Below are 25,077 nucleotides of genomic sequence, written 5' to 3'. Positions count from 1 at the left end.
CACATATAACAAATTATACTTTATTTTTGCCAAAAATTTAAATTGGGAAGAATTCTCGCAATTGATTATGGTTTAAAAAGGACTGGAATTGCGGTCACGGACGAAATGGGTTCCATAGCGTTTGGTCTTACTACCGTGGCGACTGAAGATATTTTTGTTTTCCTGAAAAAATACATGACGGATGAAAACGTTACGGATTTTGTGGTAGGAGAGCCCAAACAAATGAATAACGAACCATCAGAAGCAGAAGCTTTAATTCTACCGTTTTTAGAGGAGTTGGCCAAGAATCATCCAACGATAAAAATACATAGGCAGGATGAGCGATTCACCTCAAAAATGGCCTTTCAGAGTATGTTAGATGCTGGGTTGGGTAAAAAACAACGAAAGAATAAGGCGTTGATAGATGAAATAAGCGCAACTATTATTCTTCAGTCCTTTTTGGAAAGATCCTAATTTGAATATGTTACGGAAACTAGAAATTTTCTTGAAGAGAAAGATAAGGCATGTATTTAGTTCTTATTACCAAAAGAAGGATATTACCAGATTAAAAAATAGAACGTTTGTTCTTATCAGTCGTAATTGCTGGGGAGGTCAAGTCTACCAGTGGTTGGGAATACCCTACAACACACCTTTTGTGGGGCTGTTTTTATTTGGACCGTGTTATATGAAGCTTTTAAACGATTTTGATAGGTACATGAAATTGGAATTGAAATTCCGTGAAATTTCTAAGTACCCCGAAGCTCATAACGATTATCCCATAGGCGTTTTAGATGATATAGAGATTCATTTCCAACATTACTCAAATCCAGAGGAAGCTAAGGAAAAGTGGTATAGAAGAAGGGAACGCATGCTAAAGCATAAAAATAAGGACGATTATTTTTTTAGTATCTGTGATAGGAGGGGAGTTACCGAAAGTGATATCCTGGCTTTTCATAAGCTAAACTTTAAGAATAAAATATCCTTCTCTTTCTATAAAATAAAAGGCTTGGACAAGCACCGGCATATTAAGTTCATTCAAGATTTATCCAAGAAGAAGGGAGCACCGCCTAACGGCAAGAAAAGATTTAAACTTACCTTTTTGTATTTTGATGTAGTGAACTATTTGAATACGGCGAGTGTAACACGAACAAGATTTAAACAATAAGAAATGATTTTACCTATAATAGCTTACGGTGACCCGGTTCTAAGAAAAGTGGCATCCAATATAGATAAGGATTATCCTAAATTAAATGACTTGCTTGCCAATATGTGGGAAACCATGTATAATGCGAACGGGGTAGGTCTTGCGGCACCGCAGATAGGTTTGGCGATTCGTATTTTTTTGGTGGACACGGAACCGTTTGCCGACGATGAAGAATTGTCAACAGATGAACAGCAGCAATTAAAGGGCTTTAAACAGGTCTTTATAAATGCGAAGATAGAAGAGGAGACGGGAGAGGAATGGCCTTTTAACGAGGGTTGTCTTAGTATTCCCGATGTGCGAGAAGACGTTAACAGAAAAGACACGATAAAAATTACTTATCTAGACGAAAATTTTAAAAAGCATACCAAGACTTATGATGGTCTTTTGGCGCGGGTCATTCAACATGAGTACGATCATATAGAAGGAGTGCTTTTTACGGATAAGTTATCCTCGTTGAAAAAACGACTCATAAAAGGTAGGTTGACCAATATTTCGAAAGGTAAAATTAATGTGGATTATCGCATGCGTTTTCCAAATCAAAAAAAAGGACGTTAAATCTTTCCGTTTATCATTATAAAAATATAATATTTGTCGCTCAAAATTTAAGTATAGCTCATGGGATTGGAAAAAATATTATCTGTTGCCGGGAAACCGGGCTTGTACCAGCTTATTACCCAGACTAGATCTGGTTTTGTTGCGGAGTCCCTATTAGATGGTAAAAAGATAAGTGTAGGTTTACGCAGCAACGTTAGTGTGCTTTCAGAAATTGCGATCTATACTCTTGATGAGGAATTGCCTTTACGTGAGGTTTTTCTCAATATACAAGTAAAAGAAAAAGGAGCTAAGACATCTATAAGTCATAAAGCGGAAAAGATAAAGTTAGAAGAGTACTTTTTTGAAGTACTTCCTAATTATGACGAAGACCGAGTTTATGCGAGTGATATTAAAAAAATAATACAGTGGTACAATATTTTGGTGGATAAGAACATGGCGGACTTTTCTGAAGATTCGGCCGGTGATGATGCTACTGAGGAATAGGTACCCATGAGAACAAATAAAAAGCCTCGACAAAATGTCGAGGCTTTTTTGTTTAGTCCTTATCTATTTTTTCATAACTGAATTTGCTCTTTTTCCAATCTATAAGTGGAGAGGGGTAATATTTTACGTTCATCCTATCCAAGAAGGGAGCTTGGTCTGCCAACCGTATTTTATAATCCTCCCAATCTCTATTTTTGGGAATACTCCAGCTCAGCTCGGAATAGCCAATAACTCTTGGAAAGGCCAGATATTCCAATTCATCAATATTACTTATAGTTTCTGACCAAAGGGGTGCTTCAACACCTAATATATGCTCTAGAGGTATCTCGCCATACTCTTCAGGTGACCAAACGTAGGCGGTATCTACAGGAATATAGGCCGCCCAATGCAAACCGTGCTTTGATAGACTATCGTAGGACATGTCTAAATAGGCCTTTTTTGCTGGAGAAATAATTATTTGCATTCCTTTTTCAACTGCTTTTTTCGCATTCTTTTCGCTAGACCACCAGTGAGAAATAGAGGTGGAATCGATATCCGCAATGGCAACTTCGTCCCAACCAATCATGCGCTTGCCATACTTCTGCACTATTTTTTCCACTTTATTTACAAAATAGATGTAATCTTTTTTCTTGGTAACATGGCTTTCGTCTCCTCCGATATGGAAATAGGGACCAGACGTTATCGCCGAAATTTCCCGGACAACATCATCCACAAAAGCGTATACTGTATCTTTTCTGGTATCAAATGTGCTAAAACCGACATGGGTGCCTTCATATAACTTTGGCATTTTACCATTTCCATTTAAAAACGGATAGGAGACCGATGCGGCGTTGGTGTGCCCGGGCATATCAATTTCCGGTATGATGGTCATATACCGTTCTGCCGCGTAACGCACAATTTCCTTATAGTCTTCTTGGGTATAGAAACCGCCGGCTTCACCGCCTACTTCTGTGCTGCCTCCTACCTCGGTCAATTTTGGCCATGATTTTATTTCTATCCGCCATCCTTGATCATCGGATAAATGTAGATGTAGCACGTTTATTTTATAATAGGATAAAAGGTCAATGTATTTCTTTACATCCTCCACACTAAAAAAATGGCGTGCTACATCTAACATGGAACCTCTATAGGCGAAATTTGGACTGTCCGTTATCTTTCCTGTCGGAACCGGCCATATGGATTGCTCCGCTAGGGTATCATTGCTCGTTTCTGGTACGAGCTGCCTCAACGTCTGTATTCCCCTAAATGCACCCTCTGCCGTGTTGGCATTGAGTATTATGGAATCTTGATTGATATAAAGTTGATAGGCCTCTGGAGTCCCAAGCTTAACACTATCCGATTGATTGATATAGATAATACGTTCTACCGTATTCGATGTGGCTTGATTCACAGGTATTTCCAAATCTATCTTGGACTTTAATTTTTTGGACAGGAACTTTCCTACTTGTTCAAAACCGGTATCTCCTTTTGCAGTATAGATTGCCGTAAATTGGTCTAGCGCAAAAGCGGAATGTGTGGGTACGGTCTTGAGGGGTTTAGGCATTAAACTAACCTTACTCAAATCTGTAGTGGGCATCGGTATTCTTTTCTTCTCTTCTTTTTGACAAGCTATTACTGCCATCGCTAAGGCCAATAAAAATAAACATCTCGTTAAAAAATTTTTGGTCATTCTCTTTTAATTAAGGTCGGTTACTAAATTTTTCATGGCGGTATACCAAATATCATAGCCTTTTTGGTTCATATGTAGGCCATCGGTTATAAAAATATCCTTTTTTAATTTTCTTCCGTCGAGCATAGGATTCCATACATCAACATAACTTAAGTACATATCCTCCTTACTTAAACCTTGAAACTTTTTGTTGAGTCGTTTGTACTTTCCTCGAAGTCTCCATCTGCTAATACTCGGTTTTGCAGAAATAAGTATAATTTGAGTGAAGGGGTTTTGATTCCTTATTTCTTGTATAATCGCATTTGTAGTTTGTATGATTTCCTTAAGTTTCTTTTTTGCTGAAATATCATTGTCGCCTTCGTAGATGAATACTTTAACCGGCTTATATTTTAAAACCAGACTATTTAAATGTAACAATAAGTCGGATGTCTGTGAGCCACCGAAACCGGTGTTTATGATTTGATGCTCTGGAAAGGATTCTTCTAAACTTTTCCAGAGTCTAACACTGGAACTTCCCGTAAATACGATGGTCTCTTTAGAACTATCCCAAATGGTATCATATTTCATTGCAATATTGGCTACTTCCTCTGCAAAAGGAATATTTTCTTGTGCATGGGATATTGTAGCTATGAAAAGGTAAAGTATCAGAAGTTTTTTCATCAAAGGGTGTTAAAAGTATAAATAAAGATGCCTTAAAAGTTTTATCAAATCATTTTCGACAAATGTCATTTAAAGGAACATGAGGGTAAATTATTTAGAAGGTGTTACGATATTTTCCGCTACTGCCCAATCGTAGAATAACTGTATCCAATCATCAGAGGGTAAACCTTGTTTTTTCATGCCAAATCCATGTCCGCCTTTAGCATACATATGTAGGCCTACTGGTTTTTGAATCTTAAGCCAAGAGGAATACAACTCAACGCTTCCGCTTGCTAATCCTAGTGGGTCGTCAGAGGCACATATGACGAGCATTGGTGGCGCATTCTTTGGGGCGGGCTGTACGGGTAAAACGGTTGTCCAAGGATACACTGGAACAATAAAATCCGGACGGTTAGCTTCTCCATAATTATAAGTAACACCCATGGTCACTGCGCCGCCCGCAGAAAAACCCATAAAACCTATTTTATTCGGGTCTAGCTTAAGAGAGGATGCATTTGACCTCACGTAGGCAATTGCAGAAAGGCCATCTGCTATGGATAGTGGCATAACGGGCGCTACCCGCTCTCCGATTCTTTGTGGATTTGTAGCACCTTCTTCCGAAATTTCTTTGACACCATCCTCGCCTGTGGGGACTAATCGGTATTTAAGCACAAACGCGGTAATTCCCTTCTTGTTCAGCCATTTGGCTACGGCTGTACCCTCACTTTCAATACTCAATGCGTACAACCCGCCTCCCGGAGCAATAATAACACTTACACCGTTCGGGTTTTCTGGTTGAAACAATTCCATGGTCGGGACTGATACATTGGTCACCACTGGGGTTTGCCAGATGTCCGAAAAGTATTCTTTTTCTTCACCCACCCAAGTGATATTTTCTGAAGTTTCATGTGGAATAGGTATAATATTTTGTGCATAAATGCTGGAGGCCATAAAAATAGTGATCATTAAGGATAAAAAAGTTTTCATGAATTAAGTTTTATTTTGTTCAACCTATCAATAAAAAGATTCCAGCTGCTAATAAAGCACCTAATATAGGACCTATTATAGGAACCCAAGCATAGTTCCAATCACTTGTTCCCTTGTTTCTCAGAGGTAGCAGGGAATGTAGTAAACGTGGTCCAAAATCTCTGGCAGGATTTATAGCATACCCCGTTGGTCCACCAATTCCAAAACCTATTCCCATGACCAAGAAGGCTACGGGCAAAGCATCTAAGGAGCCTAAGGATATGGTTTCTTCGCCGACAGCACCTCCTGCTATGTAAAAGACCCCAAATACTAGGGCAAATGTGCCAATGGCCTCTGTGATTAGATTCCAAAACGGACTTCTGACCGCAGGCGCCGTGGAAAACGTTGCCAATATAGCATTAGGGTCTTCAGTGGCCTCATACTGTTTCTTGTAAGCCAACCAAACCAAGATGTTACCCATCATGGCTCCTAGAGTTTGAGCTAAAATATACCCAGGGACCATTGTCCATGTGAATTTTCCTGCGGTGGCCAAGCCTATGGTGACGGCCGGATTTAGATGTGCCCCGCTGACGTCCGCAGCTATAAAAACACCTATAAATACGGCAATACCCCATCCTAAGGATATCCCTACCCATCCAAGGTCGGAACCTTTTGTTTCCTTTAAAACCAAATTAGCAACAATACCGTTACCTATAAGAATAAGCATAGCGGTACCTATAAATTCAAAAATGTAATTATTCATTATTATCGTTTGGCCGATTAAGATAAAAAAATGTAATGATTAAAGTGCGTGATGCGCCCTTTACTTTTGTTTGAATATAAGATGCACTGCCGATTGCTTCATCTTCTTTTAGTCTAAATTAACTTTCCATATTTTTTTATCTTATCAAAAAATTATAATCTTACTAAAAAATTTGTAAAAATGGCTGTTCAAAAATGGAGTACCTTATTTATAATCCTAATGGTTTTATTTTCATGTTCATCCGATGACGGGGGAACTCCTGTTGTTCCGGAATCATTTTTAGCCATAGGAGCTTGGGATTTGACAGCGGTGAACATCAATCTTGCACAGGACGTAAATGAGGACGGAACTTCTTCAACCAACTTGATTGATGAACTACCTTGTTTATCGGGGCTTTTGACAATTAACAGTAACAATACTTGGACGGCAAGAATTACTGATGTGAGCGTAACTCCGGTAACTGGAGAGCTTTATATTATTGATTGTGGTAATACACTTTCGTTTTCTGGCAATTGGAGTAATACAGGAAATACCTTATCATTAAATTCTTCGGATTTTCAAGACTTTACCTTAAGCGGGGATACCTTAACTGAAAATAGGGGAGAAAACTTACCCGGTTTTTTGAACTTTGTGTACACAAAGCAATAGATGTTATACGAGCTCTAGGCCTTTTATAGTTACTAGAATCACCGTTCAAAGAATACTCCTCCTTACAGCTGATATCGCTGATAATTAATAATGCTAGGCGTATCGCTTAAAGTTTTGCTAAATATGCCAGATTGTGGCGCATACTGTCAAGGGGGTTACTAGCGTACTCTTCCTGCTCTATGAAAATATGTTTTACTCCTGATAATTTCTGATACTGCATCATCAATGGTATGTCCAGACCACCTTTTCCAAATTCTGTACTCTCTTTTTCCGTCATGTTCATATCCTTTAGATGCCAAAGGGGGAATCTTCCCGGATATTTTTCAAAGTAATGTACCGGGTCCTTTTCTGCGATGATGACCCATCCTAAATCTAGTTCCATATGCACTAGGTCCGGCTCTGTGTTATCCATTAGAATATCATAGAGGACTTGCCCGTTCTCGGATTCAAATTCATATTCATGATTGTGATAACCAAATTTGATACCTAACTTTTTGCAGGATTCCCCCGCTTTATTAAAAGCTTCGGCGACTCTTTTGTAATTGTCTACATTTTGTCCACTTGATGGCATGGACGAGCAAATTAAGTATTCTTGTTCAGCAGCCACTGCCTCCTCAATGGTGCTATCGAAATCTTTATCCAAATGCACGTGCCCACTCTTCAATTTCATCCCCAATTCATCACAAGCAGTTTTCATGTCCCGGGGAGAAAGGCCATAATAATGACCCATGGAAGACTTTGCGGATTCTATTTCCTTAATTCCTAAATCCGCAATTTTTCTCAACGTTCCTTTGGCATCTCTTGCCATGTCGTCCCTAAAGGAATATAATTGTACTCCATACACACTTTTGGGAGAACTAGCTAAAGAAATGTGGGGCGTTACGAGAGCCCCAGCACAGCATAAGCCAGATTTTATCAGAAAGTCTCTACGTGCGTTCATGTTTTATATAATTAATAGTTAGTAAGTGTCACCTATTTCCGCAGTTTTAAGAAACTTACCGAGAAATATCGGATTACGGTGAAAATTTATGTTCAAAAAAGAAGTGCATCACCACGTTGGTTTTAAAAGTAATGAAAACAATTCAGATGCAAGTAATCTACACTAGTTTGCCGGCCACTTCAAGTAACTCGACCAACTCTTTTTTCTAGGTCTCTTTGGTGTACGAACTGTTGAAGTGATTCTAAAGTGCTAAGAGTTACCGAAACAAAAATTAAATGGAAACACCTACTATTCGTACTTTTGGCTAAATTTTGGAACAATGAATTCTAGAGAAACGCAGTTACAGGCATTTGACCGTTTGCTGACCATTATGGAGGAACTCAGAGCGCAATGTCCATGGGATAGAAAGCAGACCATGCAAACACTTAGGCATCTTACTATAGAAGAAACCTATGAATTAGGAGATGCTATTCTAGACAATGACCTAAAGGAGATTAAAGGAGAATTGGGAGATTTGTTGTTGCACATTGTTTTCTATGCAAAAATCGGTTCGGAATCAAAGAGTTTTGATATCGCTGATGTGGCGAACGGTATCTGCGAAAAACTCATCAACAGGCACCCTCACATCTATGGAGATGTAAAGGTCGCAAATGAAGAAGAGGTCAAACAGAATTGGGAAAAAATAAAGCTCAAAGAAGGTAAAAAAAGTGTTCTGGAAGGTGTTCCAAAAAGTTTGCCCGCTTTGGTCAAAGCCAGCAGAATACAGGATAAGGTTGCCGGTGTAGGTTTTGATTGGGAAGAACCACACCAAGTATTTGAAAAGGTAAACGAAGAACTCGAAGAACTGCAACAAGAAATTGTAACGGGCGACAAGGATAAAATTGAAGCGGAGTTTGGCGATGTACTATTCTCTATGATAAACTACGCACGTTTTCTAGGTATTAATCCAGAAAATGCCTTAGAAAGAACCAATAAAAAGTTCTCCAAGCGTTTTCAGTATTTGGAACGTGAAGCGCAGAAGAAAGGAATTTATCTTCAGGATATGACACTAAAGGAAATGGATATATACTGGGAGGCGGCGAAGAAGGCAGACTAACGCTAATACTTAAACGCTTACCTATATTTTGAGATGCAAACTCATTTTTAGAAGTATCTTTGCTCCCGTAACATTATTATTTTGTTTCAGAACTATACCAAAGAATTTTCGTATAATATTAAACTATCGGTGCCTGTTATTTTGGGAATGCTAGGGCATACTTTTGTGCAGTTCGCAGATAATATTATGGTCGGGCAGTTGGGAACAGCAGAGCTAGCGGCCGTTTCCCTAGGCAATAGTTTTGTATTTATAGCCATGTCCTTGGGGATAGGTTTTTCTACAGCTATAACCCCCTTGGTAGCTGAGGCAGATGGTGCCAATAATAGAGAGAACGCCAAAGGTGCCCTGAAACACGGTTTACTACTTTGCACTTTTTTAGGAATGTCCTTATTCGGTTTAATTTTGTTGGCCAAACCCATCATGTTTTTAATGAAACAGCCAACAGAGGTGGTAGCGTTGGCCTTACCATATTTGGATATCGTTGCCTTTTCCCTGGTTCCTTTAATCATATTTCAAGCCTTCAAACAATTTTCAGAAGGACTTTCACAGACCAAGTATCCCATGTATGCCACGGTAATTGCCAATGTTGTGAATATCATACTTAATTATCTATTGATATTCGGTGCGCTTGGTTTTCCCAAATGGGGTATCGTCGGTGCCGCCATAGGTACCTTGGTGGCTAGAATAATCATGGTAGCCTATATATGGTTATTGCTCAGAAGCAAAACTAAATTTAGATATTATGTTACGGCGTTCAATTTTAGAAATATTGAAAGAAAGATTATCAATAAAATCGTTTCTCTTGGTTTTCCTTCGGCCTTACAAATGTTCTTTGAAGTTGCTATTTTCACTGCGGCGATTTGGTTGAGCGGAGTTCTAGGTAAGAATCCTCAGGCCGCTAACCAAATAGCTCTTAATTTAAGTAGCATGACGTTCATGTTCGGGATGGGGCTAGGGGTGGCCGCTATGATACGGGTGGGAAACCAAAAAGGATTGAAAAATTTCACAGAACTCCGTAGGATAGCGCAGTCTATCTTCTTTCTGACATTTTTATTGGAAATCGTATTTGCCATACTGTTTTTGTTGGGCAGAAATTGGTTTCCTACCTTGTATCTGGATGCGAACGACACCCTGCATCTCGCCGATAATGCGGAAGTTATTTACTTGGCAGCCCAGTTGTTATTGGTGGCCGCGTTCTTTCAAATTTCGGACGGAGTACAAGTGGTTGTGCTAGGAGCTCTAAGAGGTTTGCAAGATGTTAAAATCCCAACGCTTATTACCTTTATAGCATACTGGCTAATCGGTTTTCCTATTTCGTACTACCTAGGCCTTTATACCGATTTTAAAAGTATAGGCATTTGGTTAGGCCTACTGACGGGCCTGACCGCTTCTGCCATTATGTTGTATATTCGATTCAATTATTTGACTAAAAAATTGATTGCTAATTAATACTAAACTTGAGTTTTAAATGGAACTGCCAAAATTCTTATTAGGGGACAATACCGATTATCCAAGTGCAATTTTTATAGTACATACGGAGTATCCAAGATTCGTAATCAATTTAGAGAATGATGAGGTAGAGTGGTTAGAGGAGTTCTCTAAAGAGGACGAAAAAGAATTGGAAGCCGAGGCGGAAAATCTTATAGAAGCCGCCACCGCTTTTTATGACAGGGAAATCTCTCGCTACGAAGATTGATAAAAATGCTAGAACAACTTCTTCATTTAGATAAGGAGGTATTCCTTTACTTGAACGGATTGGGTGTTGATTCATGGGATAATTTTTGGCAATTTGTTTCCAACAAGTTCAGTGCTATTCCTATCTATACTTTTCTATTGTTGATCACTTATCGAAAATACGGTCTAAAGAGTACCGCTCTTTTACTGGTAAGTATTGCATTGCTCATAACGGTATCCGACCAATTGAGTAATTTTTTCAAATACGGTATTGGGCGTTTAAGACCCTGTCATGATTCAGATATTTCAGGAATTATGCGTTTGGTGAAAAGTTACTGTGGCGGAAAGTACAGTTATTATTCTGCACATGCATCCAACTCCTTTGCTATAGCAATCTTTTTTGGAGTTGTGCTAAAGTCCGAAGTAAAATATATTTCCGCTGCTCTTCTTTTTTGGGCTGCGCTCGTGGCTTACAGTAGAGTGTATATTGGAGTTCACTTTCCTTTAGATATCCTCACTGGTGCCTTCATTGGTGCTCTTCTTGGATGGTTGTTTGCAAAGTTGTATATATTTGCCCTTCGTAAATTCTCCCTATGATATCCAACTTAAGATATTGGTTTTTAATCCTTCTTATCGTGTTGGTCTATATTGCGGGTACTTTCGTGACCCTTTTTGAGAATGATTCTGCCCAGTTTGCCGTAATGGCAATGCGTATGGTCCAAGAAAATGATTTTTTGAACCTGTTTAAGGGTCCTAATGAGTATTTGGACAAGCCGCATATGCACTACTGGCTGGCCGCACTTTCTTTTAAATTGTTCGGTATATACGATTGGGCCTATCGCATACCTGGAATCTTGGCAACGCTTCTAGGGGCTTATAGCTGTTTTGGGCTCGGTAGACTTCTATACAACGCACATACGGGAAAGCTGGCAGCACTGATATTCATGACCGCCCAAACCATAGTGTTAAGCGTCATCGATGTTCGTACGGATGCCATACTTACCGGCTTTACCATTTTCGCTATCTGGAAATTAGCTACCTATATTGAAAACGGTAGTGTTAAAGCAATCATTCTTGGGGCTCTAGGTGCGGGAATAGCTTTCTCTACTAAAGGACAGATTGCCATATTGGTGATTGGCTTACCGCTTCTTTGCCATGTTGCCTATACTAGAAAATGGAATGCCTTCCTGAATTGGAAGGTGCTTATTGCCTTATTGGTTTTTGGTATCGTAATCAGTCCCATGCTGTATGCCTATTACCATCAATTTGATTTACACCCGGAAAAGGTAATTCGTGGCAAATCTAACCGAAGCGGTATCTTTTTTATTTTTTGGGAACAAAGTTTTGAGCGGCTGAGCGGTGAGGGAATTGGGAAGAACAGTAGTGATTACTTTTTCTTTTTTCATACTTTTTTGTGGGTTTTCCTTCCTTGGACCATACTGGCCCTGACGAGTATATGGTGTAGAATAAAAACCTTCATCAAACTAAAATTTGAGTACCATCCCAAGCAAGAATTTTTAACGCTCGGTGGTATTATATTGGTCTTCATATTAATAAGTTTTGCCCAATTTAAACTGCCGCATTATTTAAATGTGACCATTCCGTTGTTCTCGGTAATAACCGCATCTTATTTGTACGATTTACATCGATTTCAAAAGGAAAAAGCAACTAAATATTTGATGGCGAGCCAATATTTTATTTTAGCAATCGTATTCATAGCTTCGGCTTTATTGTGCTTCTTTGTTTTTAAGGTAACCAGCTTATTTACCTATGGTATTTTTCTTGTAGGCGGAATCATAATCATCTATTACGCTTTAAAAAGAGAGGCCAGGTATGTTCGTTTAATTACGGTTTCCGTCTGTGCATCCCTCTTGTTAAATACGGTTCTTAATTTTCATTTTTACCCAAATTTATTGGCCTATCAGGGTGGGTCCGCAATGGCATCCGTCGTAAAGGAAAATACGATTCCTGTCGATAGGATTTACAAAATCGGAAACGATTTTACATGGGCTTTGGACTTTTATAATCGTCATCCGGTTCAATTAATAACGGCAGAAGACCTTAAGGAAAAGAAAGATATTTGGGTGTATGCCAATGAAAAGGAGTTAGAGACCCTTAGGGCAACCGGTATAGATTGGGACAAAAGACATAGTGTAAAACAGTTTCGAATCACCCGTTTACAGGGCAAATTCTTAAATCCTAATACGCGTTATAAAGTCTTGAAGAAAATGTATCTCATACATATTTATTGAACTAGTGCTGTGACGTGGTTTCCAACTCTACTTTTTTAAAGTGATACCATATCCCCAAAAGTGATACCACGGCGGTTATCAGAAAGAATACGACACTTATTCCTACCGAAATGGTTTCATCTAAACCAAGTAGCGAGGCACCATAGAAAAAAGTTACTTCCCTACTTCCAATGCCACCAATGGTAAGGGGTAATACCGAAACGATTGAGGACACCAAGAAAATAACTAAATAGGCTACCTTATCCTCCTCGATACCCAAGGCCATCATAATGAACCAGACACTGATTAATTGGGCCAATTGCACTAAGGTGGAGTATCCTAGGGCGGACCAGAATACGGGGAATACGTAGTTGAAAAAACGCTTGTTCAGGACCCAAAAGACAAGAACGGCAAGCGGAATTCCTAGAATAAATAAGTATTTTACTCCTGCTAACACCGGGTTTTGCAATACATAAAACAGCACACAGGCATATACAAAAAGTAGGAGTAGTCCACTTAACCTATCCAAAACCAGAACACTGACCACTCTTTTTGTAGGCACCTCAAAACTTTTTTTAATGAGATACCCCTTATAGGCATCACCACCGATTCCCCCAGGCAAGAACAAGTTATAGAACATACCTAAAAAGTAAAGCCTCAGGTTACTTTTATGTGTCAACCGAACATCTAATTGGTGGAAGTATCCGTTGAGACGAAAGGCAGCTAAAATTTTAGAAACTAGGAAAAAGAATAATGCTATGACTAGATACGTAGGCTTACTCTTTTCTAAAGTATTCCCTATCTCATCGATATTTATTTTCGTATAAACAAAATAGATAAGAATTACGCTTATAAGAAGCTTTAAAGCGGTAGTTATACTTTTACGCGTATTTGCCACCTACACTTATTTTTTTAATGCGATATGGCCTCTTTTTCTGTGATTCATAGTAGGTACGGATTAAAAGTTCCATAACAATACCGATGGTAAAGAGTTGTATGCCCGCCAAGATGAACATCATCCCGAACATGAGCAGGGGCCTTGTTCCTATATCTTCACCAAAACCTAACTTTACCACTAGCAAGTATAGGTTGATTAAAACACCCAATAGAATCATCAAAAAACCGAAAATACCAAAAAGGTGAATGGGCCGTTGAAAGTATTTTCTAATAAAAAGGAGCAGCATCATATCCGCTACCACTTTAAAAACCCGTTCTAATCCATATTTTGAAACCCCCGCATGTCTGGCATGGTGCTTTACAGGAACTTGTTTTATCTGTGCGCCTTCCAAATGTGCTAAAAGGGTGATAAATCGATGCATTTCCCCGTAAAGGTTCAAATCCTTTGCAATATCCTTTGTAAAGACTTTCAGTGCGCAGCCGTTATCCTTAATATCCAGTTTAGTGACCCGGCGCACCAAAAAATTCGCAATTTTAGATGGTATTTTCTTCACCAAAGAATCTTTTCGTTTTTGTCGTATTCCTGTGACCACATCAAATTCACCATCAACTGCATAGGAAAGCATTTCAGGAATATCGCTTGGGTCATTTTGTAGGTCACCATCCATGGTAATGATAAATTCGCCCTCGGCGTAATCGATACCAGCTGCCAATGCTAAGCTTTGTCCGTAGTTCTTTTTCAATGCAATGAGGTGTACTTTCTGGTCTTTTAGCTCATTTACCACTTGTTTGGTGCTATCTCTAGAAAAATCATCGACGTAAACAATTTGGTAATTATAACCTGCTAAACTCTCATGGATTTTTTGTGTTAAAAGTGCTACGTTTTCTTCCTCATTATAAAGGGGTACAACTACAGATAAGAGGGAAGCGGTAACAATAGCCATTGGTCGGTATTAGAATTAATTACAAAGTTATGTTTTTTATCCCTAAGATGTTCTATGGTATAGCGGTTAGAGTGCTTAGACAATTACTCCTAACTATTTTTGTACGCCTGCAATAACTGCTGCGCCGCTGCAAATGGGGACATACTGCCATTAACTACCTTTTCCTCTAGGATTTCAAGCTTTTTCCTTACTAACGGACTTGTGTAAAAGTCCATTTTAAGGCTAGTTTCAATATGCTGTTTTAACCAGCTTTTATTTTGTTCCTGTCTTTTAATCCTAAAGTGACCGGACTCTTTTGTTTTTTCCGCATAAGAAGCTATTATAGACCAAAGTTCTTCTAGACCTTGGTTCTGTAAGGCCGAACAACTCGTTACCACTGGCACCCATCCGTTTTCCTTTGGAGGGAACAAGTGCAATGCTCGCTTAAATTCCACTTCGGCCAATTTGGCTCTTTTTATATTATCGCCATCCGCTTTGTTAATGGCTATGGCATCTGCCATTTCCATGATGCCCCTTTTTATTCCTTGCAATTCATCACCCGCCCCTGCTAATTTTAATAGTAGAAAGAAATCTACCATACTGTGTACGGCAGTCTCACTTTGACCCACACCTACGGTTTCGATTATAATGATGTTGTACCCCGCGGCCTCTAAAAGTATAATGCTCTCTCTTGTTTTCCGGGCTACGCCTCCCAAAGAATCACCTGAAGGTGAAGGTCTTATGAATGCATTCTTGTCCTGTACTAATTCTTGCATACGCGTTTTGTCGGCGAGTATGCTTCCCTTGGTAAGATTACTGGATGGGTCTATGGTGAGAACGGCCAAGCGATTACCCTTTGATGTCAATAATTTGCCCAAACGCTCTATGAACGTGCTTTTGCCAACTCCTGGAACACCGGTTATTCCTATTCTAACGGTATCGATTTTCTTGGAAAGACATTTTTCGATGATGATGTTGGCAATCTCTTGATGTTCAGGTTTGGTGCTTTCCACCATGGTTATCGCCTTGCTCACTGCAGCTATATCCTTAGCAAATATTCCATTTACCAAGGCTTCCGCAAGTAGTTGTGGATTTAAATTACCAGATTCTTTCGTTCGAGAAATAATAGCTTCTTTTTTGAGGTTTATTTATTGGTACCGCCTAAGGGTCAATATTCCGAGACTTATCTCGAAATCAAAATTATGTTTTTTATCAATTTATCGTGGGCTTGCCCTGAGATAGTTTACTAAGCGGGACATTTATTTTAACCCTATCCCAGGCAAAACTTAAATAGCTTTGTTCCTTATCTTCAAAAGAGATCGTAAAGTTTTCTTGGGTTTGGGCTAGTGTTCTAACGGGTACTTCTACCTGAAGTACATCTGCCGCTTCGTTTCGGGTAGTCTCCCTGCCACCACTTGAAAGCGTAACTCCCCAATCGGGAACTTCATTATTAAAAATGACTTTCCAACTCTCTTTGTTGGGGATTGTCCATATCGAATAAGTGCCTGCCGGTAGCGGTTTATCTATAATCTTTATGCCTGTACTCGTTGTAAAGGTCGTAGGTTCATTAGCACCCGTACGCCATACCTTACCATAGGGCACTAACGCACCGAATATTTCCCTTCCCTTTTTCGATGGACTGGAATAGTGGACCTGAAGTTCCGTGCCATCAAAATCATAGGTAGTCGTTGTTTCCGGGCTGTATTTCTTGGTATAACTTTGTAGATAGGGTATTCCCACAAAGTAGAAAAGAGCGCCTAAAACCAGTAGTGCTATCAGTAATTTTTTTAAAACCTTCATTATCCTTGTCTATGGCGAATGCCTAGTGTTTATTGTGTCTAAGGTACTAAATCAAACTTATATATGGCAATGTTGTTATACGTCTCTCCGGGTCTCAACACGCTATTCGGAAAATCAGGTTGGTTAGGTGCATCCGGGTAGTTTTGCGTCTCAAAACAAATCCCGGGAAAATCCAAGGGCGTGTATACGATTACAGCGGGTTGGTTCGTGTAGACCTTCATTGATATGCCCGATTTTGGGGAATAGAGTTCTGCAACTTTTTCACTACCCATATCTTTCACAAAAGGGGTATCTAAACGTTGGACCCCAATTTCCCGCGGAATCAAAAAGTCATTTTCCGTACCCCTGACGGGAATTTGATTTCCCGTAGGCAGCAAATTTTCTTCTACTTCCAAAACTAAGGGGCAATTTAGCTGTAGCTCGTAATTATCAATGTAGGGGCTGTCGTCTAACTTAAAATAAGAATGATTGGTAAGGTTAACCACCGTGCTTCTGTCCGTTATGGCTTCATGTACTATTTGTAAAGCGTTGTTGACAAGTTTATACGTTACGTTGACGGTTAAATTTCCGGGGTATCCTTCTTCCAAATGTTTGCTCACATAGGATAATTTAATGAAGGGGTCATCCTTTTGTTTTACCTCTTCAATTTTCCAATACTTCTGATGAAAACCTTCTTTACCTCCATGCAAATGAACCCCATCTTCTTGATGGAGATAAAATTGTTCGCGATCCAGTTCAAACCCTCCCTTAGATATCCTACCGGCATAGCGTCCCACACAAGAGCCAAGACAATTATCATCTAAACGGTACCTGCTCGGATGGTTGTAACCTACGACGGCATTGGTATATTTGCCGTCTTTTCCCTTAACCAATAATTTCTGTATCGTAGCCCCATAATCTAGGACCATTAGGGTTATAAACTCGTTGGATATCGTAACTTGTTTCAATTGTAGATTTTAAAAGATTTGTAAAAATAGAAGTTTTTTGCAACATCTATTTTTTTCTTTCGTCCTTAAGATAACAGCAACTAAAAACAAACACCGAACCGACCAATGTTTCAGATTGACGTTGTAGAGAAATGTAAATCCAATGACCGTAATGCGCAATTACAATTGTACCGGCAGTATTGCGATGGAATGTATGCGGTTGCCATGCGATTTGTAAAAAATTCTAACGACGCTGAAGATGTATTGCAAGAGTCCTTTGTAAAGGCTTTTCAAAAATTGCATCAGTTTAAAGGGGAGGTAACGTTTGGAGCATGGCTCAAGAAAATAGTGGTTCATAAATGTATCGACTTTTTAAAATCGAAAAAACAACATCTAGTTTCTTTAGACGAAACCTATATGACCCCCGTAGCGGAAGAGGATTGGACGGTAGAGGACGGAATCTCTTTGGAAGTGGTGAAAAAGGAGATAGAAAAACTATCGGAAAAATATAAATATGTAGTGCTTATGTACTTGGTAGAAGGTTTTGATCATAAAGAAATTGCCCAAGTATTGGATATTACGGAAACCACCTGCAGAACCAGATTATTAAGGGGAAAAGGTCAATTAAAAGAATTATTAAAAACAAAACGATATGGGACAGGATCTTAGGGAAATGTTCAAAAAAGAGCGTTCGGAACAACAGTTTAAACTAAAAGAGGGGCATGAAACACGTTTTTTAGATAGACTGGACGAAGCATTTCCAAAACAAAAAAAGTTTGATTTCAGTCTATTAAAAATAGCAGCATCCGTATTATTAGTGGTAGGTCTTAGCTTTTTTGGATACCTGCAATTTGCTAAGGACGGTGCAGTAAATAATACTACGATTACCGATGTGGATACGAACTCGGAAACCGATACCGATTTTTCTTTTGGAGACCTTTCTCCGGACTTGAAAAAGATTGAAAATTATTACGTGGCCAATATCAACATGGAACTTTCCAAATTAGAAGTTTCCGACGATAACAAGGAATTGATAGATAGTTATATGGAACGTTTGGCCGAGTTAAACGCAGAATATGAAGCATTAAACGCGGAGCTTAACGAACTAGGTCCTAACGATCAAACCATAAGCGCACTCATAGAGAATTTACAGTTACGATTACAATTATTACAGCAGTTAAAAAAGCAGTTGAACCAAGTAAAAACATCAAAAAATGAACAGATCATCTAAAATGCAGCTAAGGCAACTCATCATTGCCTTAAGCTTTTTCGGAATTACAACTATTGCCTTAGGGCAGAAACAACAGAAAACTTATAAAGAGACCTTTAATGTTGGGGCGGATGCCGTTCTTGATATCAATACAAGTTATGCTGATATAGAATTTGAAACCTGGAACAAGGACGTGGTAGAAATTAGCGCTACCGCAACTTTGGAGGGAGCTACCGACGAGGAGGCAGAAAAATACTTTAGAAACGAACCTTTTGATATTTTAGGGAACAGTAAAAGGATTGAGATTACTTCTAGATCTAGCCGCATGGGCTTGTTCATGAACCATGATTTCGATTTTGATTTTGAAAACCTTCGTATTGAAGTGCCGGATATGAGTCCTTTTATAGAGGAATTGGCGGATATAGCTCCTTTTCCCGAAATTGCGGAAATAGCTTCTCTTCCGGTAACCAAAACGTTTCATTTTGATTATAGCGAGTACAAGAAAGACGGGGATAAATACATGAAGAAATGGCAAAAGGAGTTCGAAAAGAGTTTTGATAAAGACCATTTAAAGAAACTGGAAGAATGGGGAGAGCGTATGGAAAAAAGAGGCGCCGAAATGGAGAGAAGAATGGAGGAACGGGCAGAACGTAGAGAGGAACAGAGAGAAAAGAGGGTCGCCGAAATGGAAAAAAGAGCGGAGGAAAGAGAAAAACGATTTGAGAAAATGCATCAAAAAAGAGCGGCTTGGTCCATACGCCAAGATTCTATTAAAAACTCATTTTTTAGAAGAGATTCTTTGAGGAACGAACCCAATATCTTTTATTTTTCTTCTGATGGGGAAAATAAGAACTACAAGATCAAGAAAACCATTAAGATAAAACTGCCAAAATCTACACGTATAAAAATGAACGTGAGACATGGGGAAGTAAAGCTTGCCGAAAACACAAAGAACTTGAATGCGACCTTGTCGCACTCAAGTCTTTGGGCGGCGACAATTTCTGGCGATGAAACCAATATACAAGCTTCTTATTCGCCGGTAGAAGTTAAAAACTGGAACTATGGGCAATTGCAGACAAAGTATAGTAAAGATGTAAATTTGTCCGAAGTGTTGCACTTGCGTTTGAGTGCTACTTCATCTGAGGTGACCATCGATAAACTGTTCGATACGGCTTACATCAAAAATGATTTTGGGCCATTACATATTATCGCTTTTAGTGATGGATTCAAGGAATTGGACGTGAGCTTAAAAAATGCTGAGATGGACTTGAGGTTGCCAGAAACCCCTACGGAAATCTATGTAAAGGGAAACTCTTCTAAACTGGAAACACCTGCAGGCTTACAATTGAAAAAGACGGTAAATGGAAATACGGTCGTGAATAAAGGATTTCATTTAAAACAAAACAGCGGAAAATCTATAGTGATCAATTCAGCTTATAGTGATGTAATCATACACTGATTTATTGCCACTGCCCAAGGGTATAATATCCTAAGGTTTGCTTCGAAATTAAATACTCAATTCTTATAAATTTATCGTGGGATTGCCCAAGGTAGTTTACTTTTTCAAAACCAATGTCCCAAAAATATCCGCGTTGATCCAGCCTTGATTCTTATCCTCTCCCGGCACAAATACGGAACCTATAAAATTCTCCCTTTCCGCACTAGAATCGTTATCACAGTACGCTAAGGCAAAACCCATTTTTTTCTTGGATTTCAATGTTACCGGTTTATTCTTTGCACCATCGGTATAGGAATCATCGAAAATAGAAAGTGCTAGCTCCCATGTGGTTACATTATCTACCGTATGATGTTGGGAGCGTACATGGTCGTTATACAACTTTGGGGTTTTATCCGGCGCTAAGTCCACCACATTACCGTCTAATGCTACATGGTAGGCAAATGCATTATGACTGTATTGATGCAGACCACCGGAATTATCCTCGTCAACAAAAACTTCAACGCAATCGTCGTTCCACCATAATTTTAAAGGGTCCTCAGACTTGTCGTAGAGAACATCGTCCATAATTTCAACAAGTAAATATAAGCCTTGTTCGTTCCAAGCCAATTTGTAGCGGCCATTGAAGTCCTCATGGTCGTATGGGCCTCCGATCCAGTTTTGATTTAAGGAATTCCAATCAATTAAGTTCCAAAAACTTTCCGTGGCCTTACCGTCTAACTTGGGTGCGTTATCCGTGTAAGACACATCAATGATGGTAGTATCCGCTTTTTTCTTTGCGCTATTGCAGGACACTGCTAGCATCGCGCACAGTGCTAAAAATATCGGTCTCATATGTTGCAAGTTTGGGGTTTGTAATATTAAATATAGCGAATTCACGGGTTATGTAAGCTTTTTATTACATTGAATAAGTGAGTAAGCGGTTTTATATGTATACGTTGGGGGAACTAGTTTTAGATGTAAACTTTAGGTTTTAGTGGCCAAGTCCGGTTTTTTGTAAGCAGAACAAATGACTAACTAACAGTTTAGTCCATAAAAAAAAGCGCCCGGTAGGACGCTTTATAATTGATGATTTTGTTGCTTTTAGTGTATATCCTCTTTTAAGAATGCTCCAAAATTTTCTTTGAACCTATTCAATCTTGGAATAGAAACATTTCTGATGTAGGAATTGTTAGGGTTGTTACGTTCGTAGTCTTGATGATAATTCTCTGCAATCCAAAATTTTTCAAATGTCTTTACCTCTGTGGTAATGGGAGCACCATCATAGACGTCTTGGTCCTTCAAAGCTTGTATGTAAGCTTCAATTATTTTCTTTTCTTCCTCATTCTTATAAAAGGCGATAGAGCGGTATTGCGTTCCTCTGTCCGGTCCTTGTCTGTTTAAAGTAGTTGGATCGTGCGACCCAAAAAATACTTGGACCAAGGCCGTAAAGGAAATCACCTCTGGATCGTAATATACTTCTACGGCTTCTGCATGTGTAGTTTTTCCGTAACCGATCATTTCGTAGGTGGGATTATCTTCCTTTCCTCCGGAATAGCCAGATACCGCTTCCTTGACCCCCTTGACGCTTTCAAAAATGGCCTCCACGCACCAAAAACAACCACTGGCAAAATAAGCCGTCTCGTACTCGCTTAAATCCTGTGGACTCAATTTCTCTTTTTTTGAAGTGATTTCTAATTCCGAACTTGGAGCTTCTGCGGTAGTAGTTTTCTTAGTATTGGACTGGCAGCTGGTCACAAATAGTGCTGCAACCGCTAAAATGGTTAATCGTAATCGTTTCATTTTTATTTCTTTAAGCAATTTGTAGGCAATTTACAAAGTACTTACAGTACTAATGGTTAAAATATGTTAAGGAATTCAACGGGAATTCTATTTTTACAAAATGAAGACTTTTACAGAACAATTGAGTTTCCTTTCCGAAGGGGCAATCAGCATTCTTGATCATAACATTGCCTTAGAACGTTACGTTCCCATAGATTTGTCGGTAGACAATAAAGATTTAAAGACTAGGAACATTACCGACCCTGAAATTTGTGCATCTTACATTGATCAACAGCTCGTAACGCATAAGGGAAGCGTGGCCTATGGCGGGTATTTGGAAAAAAGAAATCTGTATTCGGACAAGGAGGGTTTCAGCGGTAACGCCTTACATCCACGAAACATACATTTAGGGGTCGATTTTTGGTGCACTGCTGGGACCAAAGTGCAAACCCCGATCAGCGGAAAGGTACATAGCTTTAAGGATAATGCCAGCGTGGGCGACTATGGTCCTACGGTTATCCTAGAACATCAGTTGGTTGATGAGGTTTTTTATACACTCTATGGTCATTTATCCAGAACTTCTTTGGAAGGCTTGTTTGTGGGCAAGAAATTTATAGCAGGCTCCGTTTTGGGAGATTTGGGTACTCCAGAGGTTAACTTAAATTATGCGCCACATTTACATTTTCAGATTATTAGGGACATGAAAGGATATAGCGGTGATTATCCCGGAGTATGTTCTCAAAAGAACCTGGCTTTCTATCGGAAAAATTGTCCCGATCCGAATATTTTGCTAAAGTTATAGGCGAAATTACCGTTTATCTACACCTTTTTTCGGTAAGGTGTTTTTGGTGTGCGTGCCGTTCATCGATTGATTTTTACACTTCAACCGGGTAGCTGTCAGATACCGAGTATTATGGGTTTTTCGGCGAACGACCACCCTAGGAAGTACACTTGCACCCGTTATCATAGTGTAACAAACGCAAGTCATGAAAACAATAGCAACCATCTTCTTTATCTTCTTCATCGGAATGACCGCTCAGGCTCAGAACAACACTACCGATGTTAAAGTTGAAACGGTTGAAATGACCATAGTGACGGAAACGGCTTACGAGTTGAACTTGGAAACCAAAACGGAGGTTGCTAGATTGTACAAGCACAAGAACGCTAGAGTAACGAAGGCATTATCTTTTACAACAAAGAGAAACAAAGCTAAAATGGCTTAAGCGTACATTCTTTCTACCGCTGCCTTGGCCCAATCCCTTGTCCTTGGACCAAAACATTCTAATATAGCATCAACACCAATAACACTTCCTTTGGAGAGTCGGCCCAGTACGGCAATGGGAATTGTCTTGTTTTCCTCTGAACGTACACGGCCATCCGTTCGGGTATCAATTCCCAGTGCGGTATGTAAAGGTTTTATTAAATCGTCCTGTAGTAAATTTTTCACCAAGTTTGCTTTTACTTTCAACAGCTTTGGTCCATCTAAAACACAATTCACCATAACATTGCAGCTAATTACTGTATTGTTTGATTGTAGTTCCCAGCCACTAGCTACAAGTTTTATGTAAGGATCGTTAATAAAATCAAGATCTAAGATGCCCACTTTTTGAAGTGCTAGTAATTGTTGCATGCTTTCCACGGGCGGTCCATAGGAATAGCGTTTAATACGTTCATCCAATGCAATAATATCAGCAATAACTTCATCCTTGAGTTGGGCATGTGAAAACACCTTGTAAAGGGTAGGCTGGCAGTGGCGCCAAACCTGACCAACGCAATAATCCAATGAGGGTACACGAGTTCCTGTGGCCATTGCGATAAAGGCGGATATTGTTTCCGATACACTTTTGGTCTTTGAAAAAATTAATGAATGCTCAAATTTGGGATTATGCAACCAACTTTTGATACTATCACCTATTTCTTCACGATTGGTTTTAGCGTTGCCATGTTCTTTTAATATATCCTCATAAACTCTTGATGCAATTCGGGCAATGGCTACTGTTAAGAAGGTGATATCCGTCGTTTTGGTTTCTGCCGATAAGGCTTTGGATATTTCTTTTCCGAAGCTTTTAATTTCCGATGCCGTGGGTTCAAATTTTTCATCCACCTTAGAACTTATAGGTTTTGCGGCTAATGGAAGACCATCCAAGGAAAAGGGAACCAGTTTTCTGGGAACCATGTCCGTAGTAATAAATTCCACCTCCCTTGTCCGTTCATTGATTAACTTAAATTGGCCACCTTTGCCAATGGTTAAAGCTCTTATGACGTCTATGGTGGCAAGACCAAAACCTCTTAAACCAATAATACTGTTGTTATGTATTTCTTCTGTATCCGTAATCTTTGAAACGGGATAGGCTTTTTTAAAAAGAAGTGCTTTCTTTGTTTGCACCGTATGTGCCATCCAATTCTGTAGTTGTTCAGAGGTTTCTATTGGCTGATGCCCTATGGTAAGCAAAACTTCATCAGCGCTGTAGATTTTTTTTTCTACGTCACTTATCAGGAAACCATTATTCTCATTGACTAAGGTTTGAATTTTTGCCTTATTGAATACCGCTGTCTTATTAGTCACTAGAATGTCTATGATAGATTGAAATCTTTGATGAAGGTAGTTGCCCATCTTAGCACGGGGCGGAAAAGTATCCATTGCTTCTGGGGTGGCATTCGTGGCTTTTTTAGCACTCCATTCCCTATAAGATGGAAATGCAGGTATTTTTAAGTTGTCCAGTTCACAGGCTGTCCTTCCTGGTAAATTCCTTAAGGCCCGCTCTGAGATATTCATCCAATTGGTGTGTGGTTGTTCTGGATTCCAGACCTCACCAGCCCCGGGATATTGCGAATAATTGAAAAGAAGTAGCTGAAATGTTTTTAGCTTTTGCTCCTTAGAACAGGCATTTAAGAATTGTTCTAATGCATATAGTCCCCGAGGTCCGATTCCGATGATGGCAATTTTTCGCATAGGTGTTCAATTGAGTATGTAACGTTACTTGTATAACAGATCCTACAAAAATAGCCTGTTCAGTTTAGAGTATTAACGCATCAGGTACAAATGCTAATGGTAACGCTTTTTCCGATAATCGAGGTTTATAATGCTACGAGGCTTATGAAGAAGATAATGTTATACTCCTTTTTATACCCAGTGAACTTGTTCCAGGTTAATTACTTAAGGTCACTTGCATTTAAATAATAAGCGCTCATGAAACGAAATTTTTCTCAAATCTACGTTTAAAAGCATCTTTTTTCGGTAAGGTGTTTTTGGTGTG

Annotated in this window: 28 protein-coding genes; 15 read left to right on the top strand and 13 right to left on the bottom strand. The window is 39.3% G+C overall.

Features of this window, described 5'->3' with window-relative positions; all coding sequences use genetic code 11:
• Positions 1-42: 42 nt before the first annotated feature.
• From ruvX to EJ994_RS07910, 4 genes are read left to right on the top strand one after another with little or no spacing between them, the layout of a single operon-like run.
• Complete coding sequence (ruvX, locus tag EJ994_RS07925; RefSeq protein ID WP_126591962.1) at positions 43-453, top strand: Holliday junction resolvase RuvX; 411 nt, start codon at positions 43-45, stop codon at positions 451-453.
• Between the two features lie 31 nt (positions 454-484).
• Positions 485-1,144 (top strand): DUF1919 domain-containing protein, encoded by a 660-nt coding sequence (locus tag EJ994_RS07920; protein ID WP_164721439.1) that lies wholly within the window; start codon positions 485-487, stop codon positions 1,142-1,144.
• 3 nt (positions 1,145-1,147) lie between these two features.
• A complete protein-coding gene (def, locus tag EJ994_RS07915; RefSeq protein WP_126591960.1) occupies positions 1,148-1,738 on the top strand; it encodes a peptide deformylase in 591 nt (196 codons plus the stop codon).
• Between the two features lie 60 nt (positions 1,739-1,798).
• A complete protein-coding gene (locus EJ994_RS07910; protein ID WP_099573728.1) occupies positions 1,799-2,221 on the top strand; it encodes a DUF5606 domain-containing protein in 423 nt (140 codons plus the stop codon).
• A 52-nt stretch (positions 2,222-2,273) separates the two neighbouring features.
• On the opposite strand, the gene EJ994_RS07905 is transcribed toward EJ994_RS07910, so the two are convergent.
• The 4 genes from EJ994_RS07905 to EJ994_RS07890 form a co-directional block, all read right to left on the bottom strand.
• Entirely contained in the window at positions 2,274-3,890 is a 1,617-nt protein-coding gene (locus tag EJ994_RS07905) for a family 20 glycosylhydrolase (protein WP_126591959.1), read from the bottom strand.
• 6 nt (positions 3,891-3,896) lie between these two features.
• Positions 3,897-4,550: a GDSL-type esterase/lipase family protein gene (locus EJ994_RS07900; RefSeq protein ID WP_126591958.1), complete on the bottom strand. Its 654-nt coding sequence runs from the start codon at positions 4,548-4,550 to the stop codon at positions 3,897-3,899.
• A gap of 90 nt (positions 4,551-4,640) precedes the next feature.
• Positions 4,641-5,516 carry an alpha/beta hydrolase gene (locus tag EJ994_RS07895; RefSeq protein WP_126591957.1) on the bottom strand — a complete coding sequence of 292 codons (876 nt, stop codon included), beginning with the start codon at positions 5,514-5,516 and terminating at the stop codon, positions 4,641-4,643.
• Positions 5,517-5,535: 19 nt separating this feature from the next.
• Positions 5,536-6,258: an MIP/aquaporin family protein gene (locus EJ994_RS07890; RefSeq protein WP_126591956.1), complete on the bottom strand. Its 723-nt coding sequence runs from the start codon at positions 6,256-6,258 to the stop codon at positions 5,536-5,538.
• A 180-nt stretch (positions 6,259-6,438) separates the two neighbouring features.
• Between EJ994_RS07890 and EJ994_RS07885 the strand changes: the two genes are divergently transcribed.
• The gene (locus EJ994_RS07885; protein WP_126591955.1) at positions 6,439-6,906 is read left to right on the top strand and encodes a hypothetical protein; all 468 of its coding nucleotides are present in this window, start codon (positions 6,439-6,441) and stop codon (positions 6,904-6,906) included.
• A gap of 106 nt (positions 6,907-7,012) precedes the next feature.
• Here EJ994_RS07885 and EJ994_RS07880 read toward each other — a convergent pair whose 3' ends face one another.
• Positions 7,013-7,846, bottom strand: coding sequence for a sugar phosphate isomerase/epimerase family protein (locus EJ994_RS07880; RefSeq protein WP_126591954.1), 834 nt, complete (start codon positions 7,844-7,846; stop codon positions 7,013-7,015).
• Between the two features lie 319 nt (positions 7,847-8,165).
• Here EJ994_RS07880 and mazG point away from each other — a divergent pair, with 319 nt between their 5' ends.
• The 5 genes from mazG (at position 8,166) to EJ994_RS07855 (ending at position 12,868) form a co-directional block, all read left to right on the top strand.
• Positions 8,166-8,942 carry a nucleoside triphosphate pyrophosphohydrolase gene (gene mazG, locus EJ994_RS07875; protein ID WP_126591953.1) on the top strand — a complete coding sequence of 259 codons (777 nt, stop codon included), beginning with the start codon at positions 8,166-8,168 and terminating at the stop codon, positions 8,940-8,942.
• Between the two features lie 81 nt (positions 8,943-9,023).
• The gene (locus EJ994_RS07870; protein WP_126591952.1) at positions 9,024-10,391 is read left to right on the top strand and encodes an MATE family efflux transporter; all 1,368 of its coding nucleotides are present in this window, start codon (positions 9,024-9,026) and stop codon (positions 10,389-10,391) included.
• A gap of 19 nt (positions 10,392-10,410) precedes the next feature.
• Positions 10,411-10,638: a hypothetical protein gene (locus EJ994_RS07865; RefSeq protein WP_126591951.1), complete on the top strand. Its 228-nt coding sequence runs from the start codon at positions 10,411-10,413 to the stop codon at positions 10,636-10,638.
• A gap of 5 nt (positions 10,639-10,643) precedes the next feature.
• The gene (locus EJ994_RS07860) at positions 10,644-11,213 is read left to right on the top strand and encodes a phosphatase PAP2 family protein (protein WP_126591950.1); all 570 of its coding nucleotides are present in this window, start codon (positions 10,644-10,646) and stop codon (positions 11,211-11,213) included.
• Positions 11,210-12,868, top strand: a complete 1,659-nt coding sequence (locus EJ994_RS07855; protein WP_126591949.1) for an ArnT family glycosyltransferase — start codon at positions 11,210-11,212, stop codon at positions 12,866-12,868. Before EJ994_RS07860 ends, EJ994_RS07855 begins: the two co-directional genes overlap by 4 nt.
• Position 12,869: 1 nt before the next feature.
• On the opposite strand, the gene EJ994_RS07850 is transcribed toward EJ994_RS07855, so the two are convergent.
• The 5 genes from EJ994_RS07850 to EJ994_RS07830 all read right to left on the bottom strand — a co-directional run bounded on the left by EJ994_RS07850 (position 12,870) and on the right by EJ994_RS07830 (position 17,414).
• Entirely contained in the window at positions 12,870-13,745 is an 876-nt protein-coding gene (locus EJ994_RS07850; protein ID WP_126591948.1) for a lysylphosphatidylglycerol synthase transmembrane domain-containing protein, read from the bottom strand.
• Positions 13,729-14,688: a glycosyltransferase family 2 protein gene (locus tag EJ994_RS07845; RefSeq protein ID WP_126591947.1), complete on the bottom strand. Its 960-nt coding sequence runs from the start codon at positions 14,686-14,688 to the stop codon at positions 13,729-13,731. The genes EJ994_RS07850 and EJ994_RS07845 overlap by 17 nt, the downstream gene beginning before the upstream one ends.
• Before the next feature lie 89 nt (positions 14,689-14,777).
• Positions 14,778-15,794, bottom strand: a complete 1,017-nt coding sequence (meaB, locus tag EJ994_RS07840; RefSeq protein WP_241240893.1) for a methylmalonyl Co-A mutase-associated GTPase MeaB — start codon at positions 15,792-15,794, stop codon at positions 14,778-14,780.
• Between the two features lie 85 nt (positions 15,795-15,879).
• Entirely contained in the window at positions 15,880-16,467 is a 588-nt protein-coding gene (locus EJ994_RS07835) for a DUF2911 domain-containing protein (protein ID WP_126591945.1), read from the bottom strand.
• A 38-nt stretch (positions 16,468-16,505) separates the two neighbouring features.
• Entirely contained in the window at positions 16,506-17,414 is a 909-nt protein-coding gene (locus EJ994_RS07830) for an aldose epimerase family protein (protein WP_126591944.1), read from the bottom strand.
• Positions 17,415-17,519: 105 nt separating this feature from the next.
• Here EJ994_RS07830 and EJ994_RS07825 point away from each other — a divergent pair, with 105 nt between their 5' ends.
• From EJ994_RS07825 to EJ994_RS07815, 3 genes are read left to right on the top strand one after another with little or no spacing between them, the layout of a single operon-like run.
• Positions 17,520-18,062, top strand: coding sequence for an RNA polymerase sigma factor (locus tag EJ994_RS07825; protein WP_126591943.1), 543 nt, complete (start codon positions 17,520-17,522; stop codon positions 18,060-18,062).
• Complete coding sequence (locus tag EJ994_RS07820) at positions 18,046-18,624, top strand: hypothetical protein (protein WP_126591942.1); 579 nt, start codon at positions 18,046-18,048, stop codon at positions 18,622-18,624. The genes EJ994_RS07825 and EJ994_RS07820 overlap by 17 nt, the downstream gene beginning before the upstream one ends.
• Positions 18,608-20,062 carry a hypothetical protein gene (locus tag EJ994_RS07815; RefSeq protein ID WP_126591941.1) on the top strand — a complete coding sequence of 485 codons (1,455 nt, stop codon included), beginning with the start codon at positions 18,608-18,610 and terminating at the stop codon, positions 20,060-20,062. The genes EJ994_RS07820 and EJ994_RS07815 overlap by 17 nt, the downstream gene beginning before the upstream one ends.
• A 96-nt stretch (positions 20,063-20,158) precedes the next feature.
• On the opposite strand, the gene EJ994_RS07810 is transcribed toward EJ994_RS07815, so the two are convergent.
• Positions 20,159-20,893: a sugar-binding protein gene (locus tag EJ994_RS07810; protein WP_126591940.1), complete on the bottom strand. Its 735-nt coding sequence runs from the start codon at positions 20,891-20,893 to the stop codon at positions 20,159-20,161.
• 249 nt (positions 20,894-21,142) lie between these two features.
• Complete coding sequence (msrA, locus tag EJ994_RS07805) at positions 21,143-21,841, bottom strand: peptide-methionine (S)-S-oxide reductase MsrA (protein ID WP_126591939.1); 699 nt, start codon at positions 21,839-21,841, stop codon at positions 21,143-21,145.
• A 100-nt stretch (positions 21,842-21,941) separates the two neighbouring features.
• Here msrA and EJ994_RS07800 point away from each other — a divergent pair, with 100 nt between their 5' ends.
• Both EJ994_RS07800 and EJ994_RS07795 read left to right on the top strand, forming a co-directional pair.
• Complete coding sequence (locus EJ994_RS07800) at positions 21,942-22,622, top strand: peptidoglycan DD-metalloendopeptidase family protein (protein WP_126591938.1); 681 nt, start codon at positions 21,942-21,944, stop codon at positions 22,620-22,622.
• Between the two features lie 184 nt (positions 22,623-22,806).
• Positions 22,807-23,043 (top strand): hypothetical protein, encoded by a 237-nt coding sequence (locus tag EJ994_RS07795; protein ID WP_126591936.1) that lies wholly within the window; start codon positions 22,807-22,809, stop codon positions 23,041-23,043.
• On the opposite strand, the gene EJ994_RS07790 is transcribed toward EJ994_RS07795, so the two are convergent.
• On the bottom strand, positions 23,040-24,773 hold the full coding sequence (locus EJ994_RS07790) for an FAD/NAD(P)-binding protein (protein ID WP_126591937.1): 1,734 nt from the start codon (positions 24,771-24,773) through the stop codon (positions 23,040-23,042). The two genes, EJ994_RS07795 and EJ994_RS07790, sit on opposite strands and share 4 nt — an antisense overlap.
• Positions 24,774-25,077: the final 304 nt, after the last annotated feature.

The organism is Maribacter sp. MJ134, assembly GCF_003970695.1.
Classification (GTDB): Bacteria; Bacteroidota; Bacteroidia; order Flavobacteriales; family Flavobacteriaceae; genus Maribacter.
Note: the sequence above shows the minus strand (reverse complement) of the source record. Positions and strands in the feature narration are given on the sequence as shown.

Excerpts from the sequence above, each read along its gene's own strand:
- def (WP_126591960.1), top strand. The coding sequence starts at position 1,148 with ATGATTTTACCTATAATAGCTTACGGTGACCCGGTTCTAAGAAAAGTG.
- EJ994_RS07910 (WP_099573728.1), top strand. The coding sequence starts at position 1,799 with ATGGGATTGGAAAAAATATTATCTGTTGCCGGGAAACCGGGCTTGTAC.
- EJ994_RS07905 (WP_126591959.1), bottom strand. The coding sequence starts at position 3,890 with ATGACCAAAAATTTTTTAACGAGATGTTTATTTTTATTGGCCTTAGCG.
- EJ994_RS07900 (WP_126591958.1), bottom strand. The coding sequence starts at position 4,550 with ATGAAAAAACTTCTGATACTTTACCTTTTCATAGCTACAATATCCCAT.
- EJ994_RS07895 (WP_126591957.1), bottom strand. The coding sequence starts at position 5,516 with ATGAAAACTTTTTTATCCTTAATGATCACTATTTTTATGGCCTCCAGC.
- EJ994_RS07890 (WP_126591956.1), bottom strand. The coding sequence starts at position 6,258 with ATGAATAATTACATTTTTGAATTTATAGGTACCGCTATGCTTATTCTT.
- EJ994_RS07885 (WP_126591955.1), top strand. The coding sequence starts at position 6,439 with ATGGCTGTTCAAAAATGGAGTACCTTATTTATAATCCTAATGGTTTTA.
- EJ994_RS07880 (WP_126591954.1), bottom strand. The coding sequence starts at position 7,846 with ATGAACGCACGTAGAGACTTTCTGATAAAATCTGGCTTATGCTGTGCT.
- mazG (WP_126591953.1), top strand. The coding sequence starts at position 8,166 with ATGAATTCTAGAGAAACGCAGTTACAGGCATTTGACCGTTTGCTGACC.
- EJ994_RS07865 (WP_126591951.1), top strand. The coding sequence starts at position 10,411 with ATGGAACTGCCAAAATTCTTATTAGGGGACAATACCGATTATCCAAGT.
- EJ994_RS07860 (WP_126591950.1), top strand. The coding sequence starts at position 10,644 with ATGCTAGAACAACTTCTTCATTTAGATAAGGAGGTATTCCTTTACTTG.
- EJ994_RS07855 (WP_126591949.1), top strand. The coding sequence starts at position 11,210 with ATGATATCCAACTTAAGATATTGGTTTTTAATCCTTCTTATCGTGTTG.
- EJ994_RS07845 (WP_126591947.1), bottom strand. The coding sequence starts at position 14,688 with ATGGCTATTGTTACCGCTTCCCTCTTATCTGTAGTTGTACCCCTTTAT.
- EJ994_RS07835 (WP_126591945.1), bottom strand. The coding sequence starts at position 16,467 with ATGAAGGTTTTAAAAAAATTACTGATAGCACTACTGGTTTTAGGCGCT.
- EJ994_RS07825 (WP_126591943.1), top strand. The coding sequence starts at position 17,520 with ATGTTTCAGATTGACGTTGTAGAGAAATGTAAATCCAATGACCGTAAT.
- EJ994_RS07820 (WP_126591942.1), top strand. The coding sequence starts at position 18,046 with ATGGGACAGGATCTTAGGGAAATGTTCAAAAAAGAGCGTTCGGAACAA.
- EJ994_RS07815 (WP_126591941.1), top strand. The coding sequence starts at position 18,608 with ATGAACAGATCATCTAAAATGCAGCTAAGGCAACTCATCATTGCCTTA.
- EJ994_RS07810 (WP_126591940.1), bottom strand. The coding sequence starts at position 20,893 with ATGAGACCGATATTTTTAGCACTGTGCGCGATGCTAGCAGTGTCCTGC.
- msrA (WP_126591939.1), bottom strand. The coding sequence starts at position 21,841 with ATGAAACGATTACGATTAACCATTTTAGCGGTTGCAGCACTATTTGTG.
- EJ994_RS07800 (WP_126591938.1), top strand. The coding sequence starts at position 21,942 with ATGAAGACTTTTACAGAACAATTGAGTTTCCTTTCCGAAGGGGCAATC.
- EJ994_RS07795 (WP_126591936.1), top strand. The coding sequence starts at position 22,807 with ATGAAAACAATAGCAACCATCTTCTTTATCTTCTTCATCGGAATGACC.
- EJ994_RS07790 (WP_126591937.1), bottom strand. The coding sequence starts at position 24,773 with ATGCGAAAAATTGCCATCATCGGAATCGGACCTCGGGGACTATATGCA.